Raw genomic sequence first — 15,026 nt, 5'->3', positions numbered from 1 at the left:
GAACAACGCCGTTCAATCCAGCGACAGCAGGATAGGCTGCAGCATGGCCGCACCCAGGGCCGCGCTGCGCGCACCGTTCCAGCCGACGGCCGGATCCGGCAAGTCGGCGTTTTCCTTGAACGGCATTTCCAGGGTCAGCGCCAGGCAGCCGAAGTGGTGGCCGACGTACTTCGATGCCAGGGTCAGCATGTCCGACTTGTACTTGCTGGCCGCATAGCCGAATTTATCCTGGAAGTCGGGGCTGGCCTGCTTGTAGCGCTCGATAAAGGCTTTCTGGTGCGCCGCTTGCGCCGGCGTGAAGTTTTCCAGCATTTCATTGCCGGCCACAAAGTTGTACGGCAGCGCTTCATCGCCGTGGATGTCGAAGAACATGTCGACGCCCGTTTCGTGTATCTTGTTTTTCACGCACAGCACTTCCGGGCTGGACTCCAGCGATGGCGTCATCCATTCACGGTTCAGGTTGGCGCCTGCCGCATTCGTGCGCAGGTTGCCGCGGATGGAGCCGTCCGGGTTCATGTTCGGCACGATGTGGAACACGGCGCGCTGCAAGAGCTTGCGCGCGATCGGGTTGGCGTCGTCGAGCAGCGAGTCGATCAAGCCTTCGACGAACCATTCGGCCATCGATTCGCCCGGATGCTGGCGCGCGATGACCCAGATTTTCTTTTCCGCCTGCGGATTGCCGATGGTCACCATGTTCATGTCGCGGCCGTCGACCGTGCTGCCCAGGTCGGACACGCGCGCCAGCGGATGCTCGGCCACTTCGCCCAGCAGGCGCAGATGGCGTTCCCACGAATACGGCTCGAAATACGCGTAGTACACGCTGTCGAGTTCCGGCGTGTGCGAAATCGTCATGACTTGGCCATCGAACGAGGTCGGCACGCGGAACCAGTTTTCGCTGTCGTAGCTGGCCACGGCCTGGTAGTCTTCATAGCCGGCCGGATAGGTGGCCTGGCCCGCGTTCAGGAAACGCATCGTGCATGCCTGGCCGCGCGCGCCCTGCAGGCGGAAGTGGAACCACTGGTGGATGTCGGCGTGGCTATCCTTGCGCAAGTTCAGGTCGATGGCACCGGCACTGGTGGCGCTCACCACGTCGATGGCGCCCGAGTCGAAGTTCTGGCTGATTTTAATGGTCATGTAATGATCCCGTCCGAATGTAAGTGTTCCGGCGTTGCCTCGTGGGCTGGCGCCGTTGCGCTAAAAAACGCAGTGTAAGCTATCCCGCTATTTTCCGCCCTTTGGCACCGTTCGCAAAGCCTGGCCCGGAGTTTTATGCACCAATCCGGGGCATCGATGGAAAAGTGCCGGGCAAAAGCGCGAAAAATCGGTCTGCTGTTGCATCTACCGGACAAAAAACTGCTTTGTAACAGCGGCTGACACATTGGCGCCCGGTCGCCCCCCTATAATTCTTGCTTTCATAGAGTCGCCAGGAAAGAGTCGTGGACAAGAAGTTAACTAACATCCAGGAAAGAAAGTTACGCGAGGCTCAGGCGCGGCGCGAGCACATCATCGACGTCGTCAAAGATCTCATCAAAAAGGGCGGCGCGCGCGCCGTCTCCATCCGCAAGGTAGCCGAGGCGGCCGGTTTTTCCACCACCGTCGTGTACGCCCTGTTTCGCGACAAGGCCACCCTGATCGCTCAGGCCATGGACAAGGATTTACTGGAGCTGGTGCGCGCCATGCGCACGGCGTGCGCCAGCAGCGATGATCCGTGGCAGCGCATCGCCCTGGTCGGCCGCGCCTACATCGAATACGGCTTCCAGCATCCGGACGAGTATTCGCTGATCTTCATGGAATTGCGTCCGCATGCGGAAATCGACGCCGTCGAGGTCGAGCACGGCAATATCGAGCAGGATCCGTACGCCTACGCGCTGCACCTGTTTACCGAACTGGCGCAAGCGGGCCAGGTGCGCCAGGACGAGCCGGCGCTGCACACGATGACGCAAGTCTTCTGGCAATCGCTGCACGGCCTCGTGTCGCTGCGCATCGTCATGGATGCGGGCGACCCGTGGACGCCGCACCCGGAAATGAACGCGCATATCGACGACTTGCTGGCCGTCGTCACGGCAGGCATCCGTCTGCGCTTTGCACCGGCTTCCTGACGTTTGATCCAGCGCAAACTGCGCCAGCAGAAAAGGCGGACAGTGGAGTGAAGCCGCCTGCGCTGGTGCAGCGCGGCTCGCGCGAAGGAGGGCGAGATGAACGAAGCCTATGCCACGGACCGGCTTGACAAACAGCAAGGCGCGCACAATGCTGTACGCATGGAAGCGCGCCTGACAAAACTGGAAACGGACCGGGAACATGACCGGCTATGGTTCAAGACCCTGGAACAGCGTCTTGGCGACGGCCTCGACAATGTACGCACGGAGCTGCGCAGCGAATCGCAGCTGCTGCGCGCCGACCTGACGCAGTTTCGCGGCGACTTGCGCGGCGACTGCCACGCCTTGCGCACGGAACTGGGCGACATCCGCAAGCACATGCACACCCACTTCCTGTGGTTCATGGGCATACAGGCCACCACCACGTTTGCCCTGCTGGGCCTGGGCGCCAAGGCGCTGCATATGTACTGAACAATAGAAAAAGGCAGGCGCGGTATGCACCGCCCTGCCCTGCCTGTCTTGAGGTTAGCGAAGTCTGCTACGCTGCCAGCATGCTCTGTGTTTCCTGGTAGCGCGTGTGCCACGACAGCGCCTGCTCCAGCATGTGCGGCGTGTGGCCGCCGCGCTGACATGCCGCGTCGTAATAGGCACGCAGTTGCGCGCGGTAGTCTGGGTGCGTGCAGCGTTCGATGATCAGCGGCGCCCGTTCGCGCGGCGCCAGGCCGCGCAAGTCCGCGTAGCCCCACTCCGTCACCAGCACGTCGACGTCATGCTCCGTATGGTCGACATGCGAGACCATCGGCACGACGCTGGAAATGCGCCCGCCCTTGGCCGCCGATTTCGACACGAACATCGACACTTGCCCATTGCGCGCAAAGTCGCCCGAGCCGCCGATGCCGTTCATCATGTGCGTACCGCATACATGCGTGGAATTGACGTTGCCGTAGATATCGAACTCGAGCGCCGTGTTCAGGGCGATGATGCCCAGGCGGCGCACGATTTCCGGGTGGTTGCTGATCTCTTGCGGGCGCAGCACGATTTTTGACCGGTAATGGTCGATATTGTCCATCAGCTTTTGATGCACGGCGGCCGACAGGGTGATCGACGAGGCCGAGGCAAACGCCAGCTGGCCCGAGTCGAGCAACTCGATGGCGCTGTCCTGCAGCACTTCCGAATACATCGTCATATTGCGGAAAGGCGAGCCGATCAGGCCATGCAGCACGGCGTTGGCGATGGTGCCGATGCCTGCCTGCAGGGGCAGCAATTCCGGCCCCATGCGCCCGGCCGCCACTTCGCCTTGCAGGAAGGCGATCACGTGGCCGGCGATCGCCTGCGTTTCCGCATCGGGCGGCAAGGCGTTCGACGGGCTGTCGGGACTGTCCGTGATGACGATGGCGGCGATGCGGGCCGGGTCGATGGCGATGGCCGTGCTGCCCAGGCGCTGGTCCACGCGCGTGAGGGGTATCGGTTCGCGCCCCGGCAGGGTTTGCGGAATGTAAATGTCGTGCAAGCCTTCCAGCGCCAGCGGCGTGGACAGGTTGATTTCAATGATGACTTGGGTGGCCTGCTGGGCGAACGCGGCGGAGTTGCCCACCGACATGGTCGGGATGATGGCGCCGGCCGCCGTGATGGCGGTGGCCTCGATGACGGCGATATCGACGGCCGCCAGGTTGCCCGAGCGCAGCTGCTCGGCCGTTTCCGACAGATGCTGGTCGATGAACATGACTTCACCGTTGTTGATCTTGCCGCGCAGCACAGGATCGACCTGGAACGGCATGCGGCGCGCCAGCACGCCCGCTTCGGCCATCAGGCCGTCGCTGCCATTGCCCAGCGAAGCGCCCGTGATCAGGGTCAGGCTCAACGGGTCTTGCAGGGCGCGTTCGGCCAGCGCGCGCGGCAGAGCCTTGGCGTCGCCGGCACGGGTAAAGCCGCTCATGCCGACACGCATGCCGTTGTGGAACAATTTGGCTGCCTCATCGGCGCTCATGATTTTGCTGAGCAAGCCTGGGTGGCGGATACGGTCCTCGTACATCGTGATGCTCCTGATATTCTTAATATTCTCAAACTGGATGGCTGTCATACACCAACCCCATAAGTGGATTCAGTATAAAATCCCGCTTACATGCATGGCATGAATTAATTTCGTCACATCCAGTCGATATTTTCATGCCCTGCCAACGCCGAGCCCCTCTTGGATATCCGTTCCCTGCGCTATTTCGTCGAAACCGTGCGCCTGTCGAGCTTCACGCAGGCGGCGGAATCGCTGCACCTGACCCAGTCCACCATCAGCAAGATGGTGCGCCAGCTGGAAGACGAGGTGGGCGCACAATTGCTCGTGCGCGACGGGCGCAAGCTGATCCTGACGGACACGGGCCGCATCGTCTACCAGCACGGCCAGGAAATGCTGGCCAATATGCGCCAGCTGACGCTGGAGGTGCGCGACACCCAGGCCTTGCAGCGCGGCAGCCTGACGGTCGGCATCCCGCCCATGATCAACGTACTGTTCACGCCCGTATTGAAAGCCTTCCGCGCGCGGTATCCGCACATCAGCCTGACCCTGCAGGAAGACACGGGCCAGCAGATCGAGCGCAAGGTGGCGGGGGGCGAGCTGGAAATCGGCATGACGGTGCTGCCGGCCGACCCGGAACTCGACCTCGTGGCCGTGGAAGTGGCCAATTACCCGATCTGGGCCCTGGCCGAGCCGGGCACATTCCAGAAGCAGCGCACGACACTGCCCTTCAAGGCGCTGGCCGACTTGCCGCTGGTGTTATTAAAGGATGATTTCGCGCTCACGCGCAGCCTGCGCCAGCATTTCGCGCAAGCGGGCTTCACGCCGACGATTGCGGCCCAGAGCGGGCAATGGGACTGGCTGGTGGCGATGGCCTCGGCCGGCCTGGGCGTGGCCCTGCTGCCCGAGCCGTTCATCCACCGCCTGGCAGGCGAACCGTTGGAAGCGGTGCGCATCATCGAGCCGGAGGTGGCGTGGCAGGTGGCGCATATCTGGAGCGGGCGCTACCTGTCGCACGCGGCGCGCGCCTGGCTCGAAGTGTGCCAGGACGTGCTGGGCACGCCGTTCGCGCACTGACGTAAAAAAAGGGTGGCCGAGGCCACCCTTTTGATTGATCGCGCCACCTTGCTTATTTGGCGGCGTCGTCCTTGTACATGCTGGCGTACTTCCAGCCGAAGTACAGAATGAAGGTGTAGCACAGGGCCGGCACGAGGAAGGACAGCTGCAAATTGATGTGGTCGGCCAGGAAGCCCTGGATGAACGGCACGATGGCGCCGCCGACGATGGCCATGCACAGGATGCCCGAACCTTGACCCGTTTGCGCGCCCAGCTTGTTCAGCGCCATGCTGAAGATGGTCGGGAACATGATGGAGTTGAACAGGCCCACGGCGATCAATGCCCACATGGCCGTGTGACCACTGGAGAACACGGCGACGAGGATCAGCGCGATGACGACGGCGGCGTTGAAGGCCAGGGTCTTGCCCGGGCTGACATAGCGCATCACGGCAAAGCCGACGAAGCGGCCCAGCATGGCGCCACCCCAGTAATAACTGACGAAATACGCGGCGTCGGCGTGGCTGAGGCCAGCGATATGGCTCTCGCCCAGGAAGTTGATCAGGAAGCTGCCGATGCTCACCTCACCGCCCACATACAGGAAGATGGCCAGCGCGCCCAGCACCAGGTGGCGGTGCGACCAGATCGAGACCTTGTGGCCATCCTGCGCCACGGCGGCCGCATCGTCGGCATGCGAAATCCTTGGCAATTTTGCCAGCGCGAACAGCACGGCCAGGATTACCAGGGTGGCGGCCAGCACCAGGTACGGGCCTTGCACGGAAGCGGCTTCCTTGGCGCGGTAAGCCAGTTGCTCGGCCGCCGGCAGCAGGTCGAACTGCTGCACCGTCAGCACGGTGCCCGACAAAATCAGCATGCCGCCCAGCGCAGGCGCCACGGTGGTGCCCAGCGCGTTGAACGCCTGCGTCAGGGTCAGGCGGCTCGACGCCGTCTGCGGGTCGCCCAGTTCCGTCACGTACGGATTGGCCGCCACCTGCAGCACGGTGATGCCGGCCGCCAGGATGAAGAAGGACAAGAGGAACAGCGCATAGCTGCCGGTGGACGCCGGGTAAAACATGGCGCAGCCGGCGGCCGCGATCAGCAAACCGGCGACGACGCCGCGCTGGTAGCCGATTTTCTTGATCAGCATGCCGGCCGGCAGCGAAACGATGGCGTAGGCGCCGAAGAAGCAGAACTGCACCAGCATCGCCTGGACATACGTCAAGGTGTAGATCGAGCGCAGATGGGGAATCAGCACATCATTGAGCGAGGTCAGCAATCCCCACATGAAAAACAGCACCGTGACAATGATCAGGGCGCCTGTATTGTTTTGCGTGCCGGCCCGTGCGGACGGTACGCCCTGGCCTTGCTTTACATATTCCATACCTTCTCCATTTTTCAATTCCAAGTTGATCGCGCCAGGCATGGAAGCGTTTCCACCCGGGCAGCACCAGGACGCGCAAGCGCCACGCAGATATCAGCGTGGGCCATGACTGCCATCAGCGATACGGGGCAGGCATGGCATCTCGCGCGTGCGGCCGACCGTTTCTCGTCAGAACGATGTCTTGTGGGCGCGGCATGCCTGCGGGCTGCGTCTGAAAACAACATCCAGGACAAAAACGTCTTGTAGTAAAACTACGATCCTGCGCCGGCATTATGCCTTAAAGCCCCGTATTGCGCAGCTTTCCCGCCTGTTATTTAAAAAATGAATAGCTGACATTTGAAATCAAAAGTAGCCTTATAACTTGGAATCGCTATACTTATATTGCAGTGCAGCACAACGCGGCACGCCACTCAAGGAGTCTGCCATGTCTACCGCATTTACTTACCACACCACGCAAAACAGCAATATCGTCGCCACCCTGGTCCACGCCGCCAAGCGCGTCGGTGCCTGGCTGAACCAAAGCAGCGACCGCCGCGAACGCGCTTATGAAGAAGCCTACCTGGCTGAATCGACCGACCGCTACGATCTGGAATACCGCATGCGCGAACTGGCGCGTGCCAACCCACAGCCCACCTGGATGAGCGGCCTGAGCCGTTAATTAGTACTGCAGCACGCAGCCCATCATCGGCTGTTGCAACAACGATAGCGCCATCCTGCTCGCCTTGCGCTTGAGCACAGGATGGGCTATACAGGCGGGATGCAAACGCCCATCACCATTCTCGCCATCGCCGGCAGCCTGCGCGCCGCCTCGCTGAACACCGCCCTGCTGCGCGCCATCGCCCAGCTTGCCCCAGCGCCATTCGACATTCGCATCTATCAGGGACTCGGCGACCTGCCGTTGTTCAATCCCGACCTCGACGCCGACAGCCTGCCGGCCGTGACGGGCTTGCGCGACGCCATCCTGGCGGCCGACGTGCTGCTGCTGGCCAGCCCCGAATACGCGCACGGCGTGAGCGGCCCCATGAAGAACGCGCTGGACTGGATGGTGGGAAATGAGTCGTTCATCGACAAGCCGCTGGTGCTGCTGAACGCCTCGCCGCGCGCCACGCATGCGCAGGCGGCGTTGCGCGAAACGGTAAGCACCATGTCGGCGCGCCTGATCGACGAAGCCTGCATCAGCCTGCCCCTGCTGGGGTCGGGTCTCGATGCGGAGGGCATCGCCGCGGACCCGGCATTGCACCGGGCCCTGCTCTATATGCTGCAGTGCATCAGGTCATTTTCATGACCATCTGCACGTTTTACTATCAATTCATCTAGTTTTACTACGTACTTCTACGGATCGCTCAGTGTGGGATCATGCCCGTGAACACATACGCCTGCAGCATGGTGATGACGCCGATGACGACGGCAAACAGCAGACTGTGCTTCAAGGTAAAGCGGAACAGGTCCGATTCCTTGCCCACCAGGCCAGTCGCGGCGCAGGCGACGGCGATCGACTGGGGCGAGATCATCTTGCCCGTCACGCCGCCCGTCGTATTGGCCGCCACCAGCAAGGTGTCGGACACGCCGATCTGGTGCGCCGTCGTGTTTTGCAGGGAGCAGAACAAGGCATTCGACGACGTATCGGACCCCGTCAGGAACACCCCCAGCCAGCCCAGAAACGGCGAGAAGAACGGGAAGGCGGCGCCGCTGCCGGCCAGCAGCAGGGCCAGGGTGGACGACATGCCCGAATAGTTGGCCACGAAGGCAAACGCCAGCACCAGGCCGATCGACAGCACGGGGCGGCGCAATTCCACGAGCGTTTCGACGAAGGCCTTGATGCCATCGCGCGGCTTCATGCGCAGCATCCACATCGACAGCACGGCCGTCAGCAAGATCGCCGTGCCCACGGCCGACAGCAGGTCAAGCTTGAAGACGGCGTCATACGCTTTCGGCTCCGCCACGATGGGCATCGTCTTGATCACCAGTTTATCGAGGTAAGGCACGTGGATCTTGACGACCAGGCTGGATAACGCCCCGCCGGCGGCGAACAGGGACTTAAAGCCGGGCAGGCTCCATACGGTGACGATGGCCGTCAGCAGGCCGAACGGCGCCCAGGCGCGCGCCGTCTGCGCCAAGGTGTAGGGCGAGGCGGCGCGGCTGCCGCTGCCGCGCAAGTCCGCATTGCCTGCCCCGCCGCCAAAACCGGACAGCGCGGCGGCGCCGCCACCGACGGCGTTGACCACCTTGGCATTCTTCGGCTGCCACACTTTCAGGAACAGGGTCAGCGACACCAGGCTGACGAGGGCCGAGGTGATGTCCGGCAGCTCCGGCCCGATATGGTTCGACGTGAAATACTGGGTGACGGCAAAGCTGGCGCCCGTTACCAGGGCGGCCGGCCACACTTCGCGCACGCCGCGCACGCCATCCATCATGAAGACCAGCCAGAAAGGCACGGCCAGCGACAGCAGCGGCAACTGGCGGCCCGCCATCGCGCCGATCAGGAACGGGTCGATGCCCGTCACCTGGCCCGCCACGATGATGGGGATGCCCATGGCGCCAAAGGCCACGGGCGCCGTATTGGCGATCAGGCACAGGCCCGCCGCATACAGCGGATTGAAGCCCAGGCCCACCAGCAGGGCCGAGGTGATCGCCACGGGCGCGCCGAAACCGGCCGCCCCTTCCAGGAAGGCGCCGAAGGCAAAGCCGATCAACAGCACCTGCAGGCGCTGGTCGTCCGTGACCGACAGCACCGAGGCGCGGATGATCTCGATCTGCCCCGTTTTCACGACGATCTTGTACAGGAAGACGGCCGTGACGATGATCCAGGCGATCGGCCACAAACCATACGCAAAACCATAGCCGGCCGCCGCCAGCGCCTGCGGCACGGGCATGCCGTACGCAAAAATCGCCACCGCCAGCGCCAGCGCCAGGGTGACGGCGGCCGCCACATGGCCCTTGATGCGCAGCGCGGCCAGGGCGATGAAGAAGAAAATGATGGGAATGGCTGCCGCCAGGGACGACAGCCACAGGCTGCCGAGCGGTGTATAAAGTTGGGTCCAGGTTTGCATGTCGGGTCTCCTCCGGTGGATGCGGGTTGATTGAAAAAACGGCTTTTGATGTAATTGTGTGTAGCGTGTTTTTTGCGGTGCTTCGGTGCTGCCAGGCCGGGCTATTCCTCCTGCCCGCGCGCGTTGAGCAGGTCGGCCAGGCTGCGCGGCGCCGGCGTCAACGGCTTGCGATGCTGCGTCCAGCCCAGCTGCTTGCCCGGCGTCAGTGCGCGCAGCCGGGTGGCGGCCCAGCGGAACAGGCGATAACTGATCGGGCGTGCGAAGGCGCCGCTCCAGAAACGCCAGACCAGGCTTTCGCCGCGGCTGAACTTGGCCCCCTGACCGCGCAGCGGATGCGCCACCTGCTCGCCGGGATTGCGATTGGCCTCCGTGCGCAGGCGCACCAGCAGTTGCGGGATCGGGATGCGCACGGGGCACACTTCGCCGCAGGCGCCGCACAGGCTCGACGCGGTGGCCAGGTCGGCCGTCGCAGCCAGTCCCAGCAAGTGGGGCGAGATGATCTTGCCGATCGGCCCCGGATACGTGGTGCCGTAGGCGTGGCCGCCGATGCGCGTGTAGACGGGGCAGTGGTTCATGCAGGCGCCGCAGCGTATGCATTGCAGGGTGGCGCGCAGCTGCTCGTCGGCGTAGGCCTGGCTGCGGCCGTTGTCGAGCAAGACCAGGTGCACTTCGCGCGGTCCATCCTGTTCACCGGCGCGGCGCGGGCCGGAAATCAGGTTGAAATACGTGGTGATGGCCTGCCCCGTGGCCGAACGCGTCAGCAAGCTGGCCAGCGGCACGATATGTTCGAGCTTGGCCACCACCTTTTCCATGCCCATGATGGCGATGTGCACGTCCGGCACGGACGTCGTCAGGCGGCCATTGCCCTCGTTTTCCACCAGCCACAGGGTGCCCGTGTCGGCCGCCGCGAAGTTCACGCCCGACAGCCCGATATCGGCCTCGACGAAGGCCTGGCGCAGCGCGCGCCGCCCCGTCCGGATCAGGCTGTCGACGTCTTCCGTGTAGGGCGCGTCGGGAATGTGCTCGGCGAACAGGCCGGCGATATCGGCCTTCGTCTTGTGAATCGCGGGCATGACGATGTGCGACGGCTTTTCGCCGGCCAGCTGCACGATGTACTCGCCCATGTCCGACTCCAGGCAGGTCATGCCGCGCGCTTCCAGATAGTGATTGAGCTCGATTTCCTCGCTGGCCATCGACTTGCCCTTGATGAAGCGCATCGCCTTGGCCTTTTGCGCGATGGCGTGGATGATGGCGTTGGCCTGCTCGCCATCCTCGGCCCAGTGCACCTGCACGCCGGCCGCCGTCAGCCTGTCTTCCAACTGCACCAGCAAGTCGGGCAGGCGCGCCAGCGCGTGCCGGCGCACGGCTTCGCCTAGGTCGCGCAAGCGTTCCAGCTCGTCGCCGTCGGGGAACTGCGCCGTGCGCTTGTCCTGCAAAAAATCCATGGCGCCGCGAAAGCTCTGGCGTAGCTTCGGGTCGTCCAGCGCGGCGCGGGCGCGCGCATGGAAGTCCGCCGGTTTGACGAATTGCAGTGGCTTGGCGTTCATGGCTGGCCTCCTTCACGGGCTGGCAAGTCATCGACGATCAGCACCCACAGCCAGCGCGGGCCATGCGCGCCATAGGCGAGGGTTTGCTGGATGTCGGACGTTTTCGAGGGACCCGACACCAGCACCAGGTTCGATGGCATGCCGTCCACCCAGCGCTCGGCGCGCGCCGCCGCATGCAAGTCCGCATGCAGGGTGCTCGCATACACGAGGCAAATGTGCAGCGGCGGCGCCAGCGACACCGTGCGCGGCGTGGCCGCGTCGGGCGCGATGACCAGCGTGCCCGTGGCGGCGATGCCGGAACGGGCGACGGTAAAACCCGCGTCGACGGTGTCGAACAACTCGCCCTTCCACTGCGCCAGCGGACGCTCGAAAGAGAGCACCTCGACGCCGTCCGGCAAGGCGGCCCGCAAGGCCAGTCCCTCCCTGCTATCGGCATCCATCAGCAGGCGGCGCACGCCATGCGCACCGAGGCGCTGCGCCAGCAGGGCGGGCCAGGCGTCGCCGCGCACGCAATCGACATCGGCATGCGCGGCCTGCAGGGCTGCCTGCATGGCGGCGGTCCTGCCCCGTGGCGACAGCGGCGCTTGTGCGCGGCGCGCCAGGTAGTGCTGGTCGATGGCCGTATCGATGACGTCCACCGCCTCGGGCGTGGACGGCGCGGCGGCGCGCAAGCGTCCCAGCATGCGTTCGCGGGCGCTCAAGGCGGCGCTCATGCTTCGCCTCCCGTGCGGCGCCACAAAAAGCTGGCCAGGTGTTCGACGGGCAGCGGCGCGCCCTGGTGCTGCGCGGCGTGGCCGATATTGAGCAGGCAGCCGCAGTCGGCCGAGACGAGCCGGTCGCAGCCCGTGGCGCAGGCCGAGGCGATCTTGTCGCTGACCATGGCGCCGGAAATGTCCGGGTGCTTCAGTGAAAACGTGCCGCCGAAGCCGCAGCATTCCGATTCGCGCTGGTGTTCGATGCGCGTCACGCCGGGTAAGGCGTCGACCAGGGCCACGCCGTGCACCCGCGTGCCCATTTCGCGGCGCGCGCCGCACGAGGTGTGCAGTACCACGCTTTCCTGCGCCTGTCCTGCGCCGGCCAGGCCCGCCAGGTCGAGTTGCAGCACGCAGACGAGAAATTCGCTCAGTTCATACACGCGTTCGGCAAGTTCGGCCGCCCTGGGACCGGCGACGGGGTCGTCCTGGAACAACTGCGGCCAGTGGTGGCGCATCATGCCGGCGCAGGAGCCGGACGGCACGATCACGGGCCATGGCTGCGCGAACAGGTCGAGCTGGGCGCGGGCCACGGCGCGCGCCTGTTCCGGGTTGCCGCTGCTGTAGGCGGGCTGGCCGCAGCAGCTCTGGCCGCGCGGATAATGCACCAGCAAACCTTCCCGCTCCAGCAGGCGCACCGCGTCGAGCCCCGCCTGCGGCACGAACAGGTCGACCAGGCAGGTGGCGAACAGGTACACCTGGAGCGGTGCGGGTGGATAGCGGCGTGGCTGGCGCGGATCTGGCTGCATGAGTGTGTCTCCCCGGCGCTCTGTGTGTTGCTGCGGCGCCGCTGTGTGTTGTTAAGAATGACTGGTTCACGCATAATTCCAGCTTCCGCAAGCCACTTCAAATTGCTCGGACCACTTTAAAACAACACCGGAAGACATCGATGGCGACAGGCATGCAAACGCGGGGCAGGGTCGAGATGGTGATGCGCAGGCTGGAAACCGCCCTGCTGGACGGCAGCTTGCCGGCGGGCGCGCAGTTGCCGGCCGAACGCCTGCTGGCGCAGCAATATGCCGTCTCGCGCAACACCGTGCGCGAAGCGGTGCAACGGCTGGCGGCGCGGGGACTGGTGCGCAGCCGGCGCGGCGCGGGCGTGTTCGTGACGGATCAGCTGCGCACGGGCATGGCGTCGCCGTGGAGCCAGCTGGTGGCCGACCACCCCGCCCTGCGCGACGACATCCTGGAATTTCGCCGCGTGCTGGAAGGGGCGACGGCCTACTTTGCGGCGCAGCGGGCCAGCGTGGACGAGCGCGCGCAAATCATGGCCCTGCTGGCCGAACTGGAACAGGCGCGCGCCAGCGACGACAAGCACGGCGAGGCGCAGGCCGATGCGCGCCTGCATGAAGTCATCGCGCAAGCGTCGCACAACACCATGTTTCTGCACTTGCACACCAGCATCATCGGCATGCTGCGCGAACACATCACCATCAATGGCACGGGCTTGCGCCAGCAGGACGAGGCCACTTCGCTGCAACTGCTGTCGCAGCACCGCACCCTGTGCGAGGCCATCTGCGCCAGCCAGCCCGAAGAGGCGCGCACGGCCATGCAAGGCCACATCGATTTCGTGCGCACGCGCGTCACCAGCGATGACGATTGAGGCCACTGGTAGGACCAGTACAGGAGCATGGCGGCCGCAAAAACTGCTACCATCGCGCGCCGCCACTCCTTTCGTCCGCCCATGACCGTCCTTAGCCACACTCATCCGCTGGTACTGCAGCTGGAAAACGACTTGCTGCCCCTGTTTCGCGCCGCCCTGCCGTCACTTGCGGCCGCCGCGCCGCAGGTGCTCGCCTCCGTCTTCGCCTTTTCCAGTGGGACGGCGAGCGCCTTCCAGGATTATCATTTCGGCATTTCCTGCCTGCTCGCGGACGTGCCCGAGGATGCCCCGGAAGAAGTCGCGTTGCTGGTCAGCGTCACGGGACTCGACGCCGGCGCCCGGCTCAGCGCACAGGTCGTCTGGGGCCAGCCCTCGGGCCGGGTGGAAATGCAGGCCGGGCTGGACGCCGACAGCCTGCAAGCCTTGCATGCAGCCCTGCCAGGCTTGCTGGCCGGCTTGCAACAGGCCGCCAGCCGGGGCAGGCCGGAAATGTGACAGGAGCATGAAAAAGTGCCAGGAAACAACAACTTACGATTTCCGTAGCGCAACTTTATTGACTTCCACTAGCCCTAGCCCCTATCCTTTCAGTTACGTTTGGTGAGAATGTGTGCATGTTCAGGCAAGCATGCAAACGGCCTCGCCTTGCCTTCACAAAAGTCCATTCCGCATTTTTATTGCAACCATCAGGGCAACGCGCCTGGACGGCCGCTGCCGGCAAATACGGAGCTGACTGCCATGCCATCGCACCACCATTTCCCCGGATCATCCTTGCTGGGCTGCGCCTTCCTGCTGGCGGCCGCGCTGCCTGTGCAGGCCCAGACCACGGACAGCACTGGCGCCACCTTCAGCGCCAATGCCAGCCTCACTTCGCAATACATTTCGCGCGGCTTCCGCCAGACCTGGGGCAAGCCGGCCCTGCAGGCGGGCGTCGACTACGCGCACCCGAGCGGCTGGTCGCTGGGCACCTGGGCTTCCACCGTCAGCGACCGCTATATCCAGGATGCAAGCGTCGAATGGGACCTGTACGGCGGCTACGGCGGCACGGTGGGCGAGCTGGGCTACAGCGTGCTCGCGTATTACTACAAGTATCCGGGCGCCGTGTACCGCGCCACGGGTGTCAAGTACGACTACGGCGAACTGTCGCTGGGCCTGACCTACCGCATGCTGTACGCCAAATACAACCATACCGTCACGCGCGACTTCTTCGGCATCACGCATGCGCGCGGCACGGGCTACCTGGACGTGGGCGCGAATGTCGACCTGGGCAATGCCTGGACCTTGAACCTGCACGCCGGCAATGGCCGCGTGGCGGGCACGGGCAATGCCATGTGGAACTGGCGCGATGCCAAGGTGGGCGTCACGCGGGCCTTCGACGGCGGCTGGAGCCTGAGTGGCGCCGTGACGCGCGCCTGGGGCGCCACCGACGCCTACGACCATTACACGCTGGGCATCCCGAATGCGGCCGGCCGGTTCGACACCTCGAACCCGGCCGCGGCCACCTTCGTGCTGGCCGTCAGCAAGACTTTCTAGGCGCGC

Annotated in this window: 15 protein-coding genes; 8 read left to right on the top strand and 7 right to left on the bottom strand. The window is 64.3% G+C overall.

What is annotated here, in order from left to right:
• Positions 1-12 precede the first annotated feature (12 nt).
• A complete protein-coding gene (locus tag NCG91_RS16810; RefSeq protein ID WP_251350487.1) occupies positions 13-1,134 on the bottom strand; it encodes a M14 family metallopeptidase in 1,122 nt (373 codons plus the stop codon).
• A gap of 302 nt (positions 1,135-1,436) precedes the next feature.
• Here NCG91_RS16810 and NCG91_RS28110 point away from each other — a divergent pair, with 302 nt between their 5' ends.
• On the top strand, positions 1,437-2,099 hold the full coding sequence (locus tag NCG91_RS28110; protein WP_251350486.1) for a TetR/AcrR family transcriptional regulator: 663 nt from the start codon (positions 1,437-1,439) through the stop codon (positions 2,097-2,099).
• A gap of 96 nt (positions 2,100-2,195) precedes the next feature.
• Positions 2,196-2,567, top strand: coding sequence for a hypothetical protein (locus tag NCG91_RS16800; RefSeq protein WP_099667060.1), 372 nt, complete (start codon positions 2,196-2,198; stop codon positions 2,565-2,567).
• Positions 2,568-2,634: 67 nt separating this feature from the next.
• Here NCG91_RS16800 and scpC read toward each other — a convergent pair whose 3' ends face one another.
• Positions 2,635-4,128, bottom strand: a complete 1,494-nt coding sequence (gene scpC, locus NCG91_RS16795; protein ID WP_251350485.1) for a succinyl-CoA:acetate CoA-transferase ScpC — start codon at positions 4,126-4,128, stop codon at positions 2,635-2,637.
• 159 nt (positions 4,129-4,287) lie between these two features.
• Here scpC and NCG91_RS16790 point away from each other — a divergent pair, with 159 nt between their 5' ends.
• Positions 4,288-5,181 (top strand): LysR substrate-binding domain-containing protein, encoded by an 894-nt coding sequence (locus NCG91_RS16790; protein ID WP_251350484.1) that lies wholly within the window; start codon positions 4,288-4,290, stop codon positions 5,179-5,181.
• A 52-nt stretch (positions 5,182-5,233) separates the two neighbouring features.
• Here NCG91_RS16790 and fucP read toward each other — a convergent pair whose 3' ends face one another.
• Positions 5,234-6,538 (bottom strand): L-fucose:H+ symporter permease, encoded by a 1,305-nt coding sequence (gene fucP, locus NCG91_RS16785; protein ID WP_251350483.1) that lies wholly within the window; start codon positions 6,536-6,538, stop codon positions 5,234-5,236.
• Positions 6,539-6,962: 424 nt separating this feature from the next.
• Here fucP and NCG91_RS16780 point away from each other — a divergent pair, with 424 nt between their 5' ends.
• Entirely contained in the window at positions 6,963-7,196 is a 234-nt protein-coding gene (locus tag NCG91_RS16780) for a DUF3563 family protein (protein ID WP_077407407.1), read from the top strand.
• Between the two features lie 99 nt (positions 7,197-7,295).
• Positions 7,296-7,823: an NADPH-dependent FMN reductase gene (locus NCG91_RS16775; RefSeq protein WP_251350482.1), complete on the top strand. Its 528-nt coding sequence runs from the start codon at positions 7,296-7,298 to the stop codon at positions 7,821-7,823.
• Between the two features lie 58 nt (positions 7,824-7,881).
• Here the strand turns inward: NCG91_RS16775 and NCG91_RS16770 are convergent, their stop codons facing one another.
• The 4 genes from NCG91_RS16770 to NCG91_RS16755 form a co-directional block, all read right to left on the bottom strand.
• Entirely contained in the window at positions 7,882-9,588 is a 1,707-nt protein-coding gene (locus NCG91_RS16770) for a lactate permease LctP family transporter (protein ID WP_251350481.1), read from the bottom strand.
• Between the two features lie 101 nt (positions 9,589-9,689).
• Positions 9,690-11,135: a LutB/LldF family L-lactate oxidation iron-sulfur protein gene (locus NCG91_RS16765; protein ID WP_251350480.1), complete on the bottom strand. Its 1,446-nt coding sequence runs from the start codon at positions 11,133-11,135 to the stop codon at positions 9,690-9,692.
• Entirely contained in the window at positions 11,132-11,848 is a 717-nt protein-coding gene (locus NCG91_RS16760; protein ID WP_099667055.1) for a LutC/YkgG family protein, read from the bottom strand. Before NCG91_RS16760 ends, NCG91_RS16765 begins: the two co-directional genes overlap by 4 nt.
• Complete coding sequence (locus NCG91_RS16755) at positions 11,845-12,636, bottom strand: (Fe-S)-binding protein (protein ID WP_251350479.1); 792 nt, start codon at positions 12,634-12,636, stop codon at positions 11,845-11,847. Before NCG91_RS16755 ends, NCG91_RS16760 begins: the two co-directional genes overlap by 4 nt.
• Before the next feature lie 140 nt (positions 12,637-12,776).
• On the opposite strand from NCG91_RS16755, the gene NCG91_RS16750 reads away from it, so the two are divergent.
• The 3 genes from NCG91_RS16750 (at position 12,777) to NCG91_RS16740 (ending at position 15,020) form a co-directional block, all read left to right on the top strand.
• Positions 12,777-13,490 (top strand): FadR/GntR family transcriptional regulator, encoded by a 714-nt coding sequence (locus NCG91_RS16750; protein ID WP_180278722.1) that lies wholly within the window; start codon positions 12,777-12,779, stop codon positions 13,488-13,490.
• Positions 13,491-13,571: 81 nt separating this feature from the next.
• The gene (locus tag NCG91_RS16745; protein WP_251350478.1) at positions 13,572-13,985 is read left to right on the top strand and encodes a hypothetical protein; all 414 of its coding nucleotides are present in this window, start codon (positions 13,572-13,574) and stop codon (positions 13,983-13,985) included.
• A gap of 240 nt (positions 13,986-14,225) precedes the next feature.
• Positions 14,226-15,020 carry a TorF family putative porin gene (locus NCG91_RS16740; RefSeq protein WP_251350477.1) on the top strand — a complete coding sequence of 265 codons (795 nt, stop codon included), beginning with the start codon at positions 14,226-14,228 and terminating at the stop codon, positions 15,018-15,020.
• Positions 15,021-15,026: the final 6 nt, after the last annotated feature.

The sequence above is a fragment of the Janthinobacterium kumbetense genome (assembly GCF_023703445.1).
Taxonomy (GTDB): domain Bacteria; phylum Pseudomonadota; class Gammaproteobacteria; order Burkholderiales; family Burkholderiaceae_D; genus Janthinobacterium; species Janthinobacterium kumbetense.
This window is presented reverse-complemented; position numbering and strand designations above follow the sequence as displayed.

Bases quoted from the DNA above. Each gene is read 5' to 3' on its own strand.
- NCG91_RS16765 (WP_251350480.1), bottom strand. From the start codon at position 11,135: ATGAACGCCAAGCCACTGCAATTCGTCAAACCGGCGGACTTCCATGCG.
- NCG91_RS16810 (WP_251350487.1), bottom strand. From the start codon at position 1,134: ATGACCATTAAAATCAGCCAGAACTTCGACTCGGGCGCCATCGACGTG.
- NCG91_RS16770 (WP_251350481.1), bottom strand. From the start codon at position 9,588: ATGCAAACCTGGACCCAACTTTATACACCGCTCGGCAGCCTGTGGCTG.
- NCG91_RS16775 (WP_251350482.1), top strand. From the start codon at position 7,296: ATGCAAACGCCCATCACCATTCTCGCCATCGCCGGCAGCCTGCGCGCC.
- scpC (WP_251350485.1), bottom strand. From the start codon at position 4,128: ATGTACGAGGACCGTATCCGCCACCCAGGCTTGCTCAGCAAAATCATG.
- NCG91_RS16760 (WP_099667055.1), bottom strand. From the start codon at position 11,848: ATGAGCGCCGCCTTGAGCGCCCGCGAACGCATGCTGGGACGCTTGCGC.
- fucP (WP_251350483.1), bottom strand. From the start codon at position 6,538: ATGGAATATGTAAAGCAAGGCCAGGGCGTACCGTCCGCACGGGCCGGC.
- NCG91_RS16745 (WP_251350478.1), top strand. From the start codon at position 13,572: ATGACCGTCCTTAGCCACACTCATCCGCTGGTACTGCAGCTGGAAAAC.
- NCG91_RS16755 (WP_251350479.1), bottom strand. From the start codon at position 12,636: ATGCAGCCAGATCCGCGCCAGCCACGCCGCTATCCACCCGCACCGCTC.
- NCG91_RS16780 (WP_077407407.1), top strand. From the start codon at position 6,963: ATGTCTACCGCATTTACTTACCACACCACGCAAAACAGCAATATCGTC.
- NCG91_RS16740 (WP_251350477.1), top strand. From the start codon at position 14,226: ATGCCATCGCACCACCATTTCCCCGGATCATCCTTGCTGGGCTGCGCC.
- NCG91_RS16750 (WP_180278722.1), top strand. From the start codon at position 12,777: ATGGCGACAGGCATGCAAACGCGGGGCAGGGTCGAGATGGTGATGCGC.
- NCG91_RS16800 (WP_099667060.1), top strand. From the start codon at position 2,196: ATGAACGAAGCCTATGCCACGGACCGGCTTGACAAACAGCAAGGCGCG.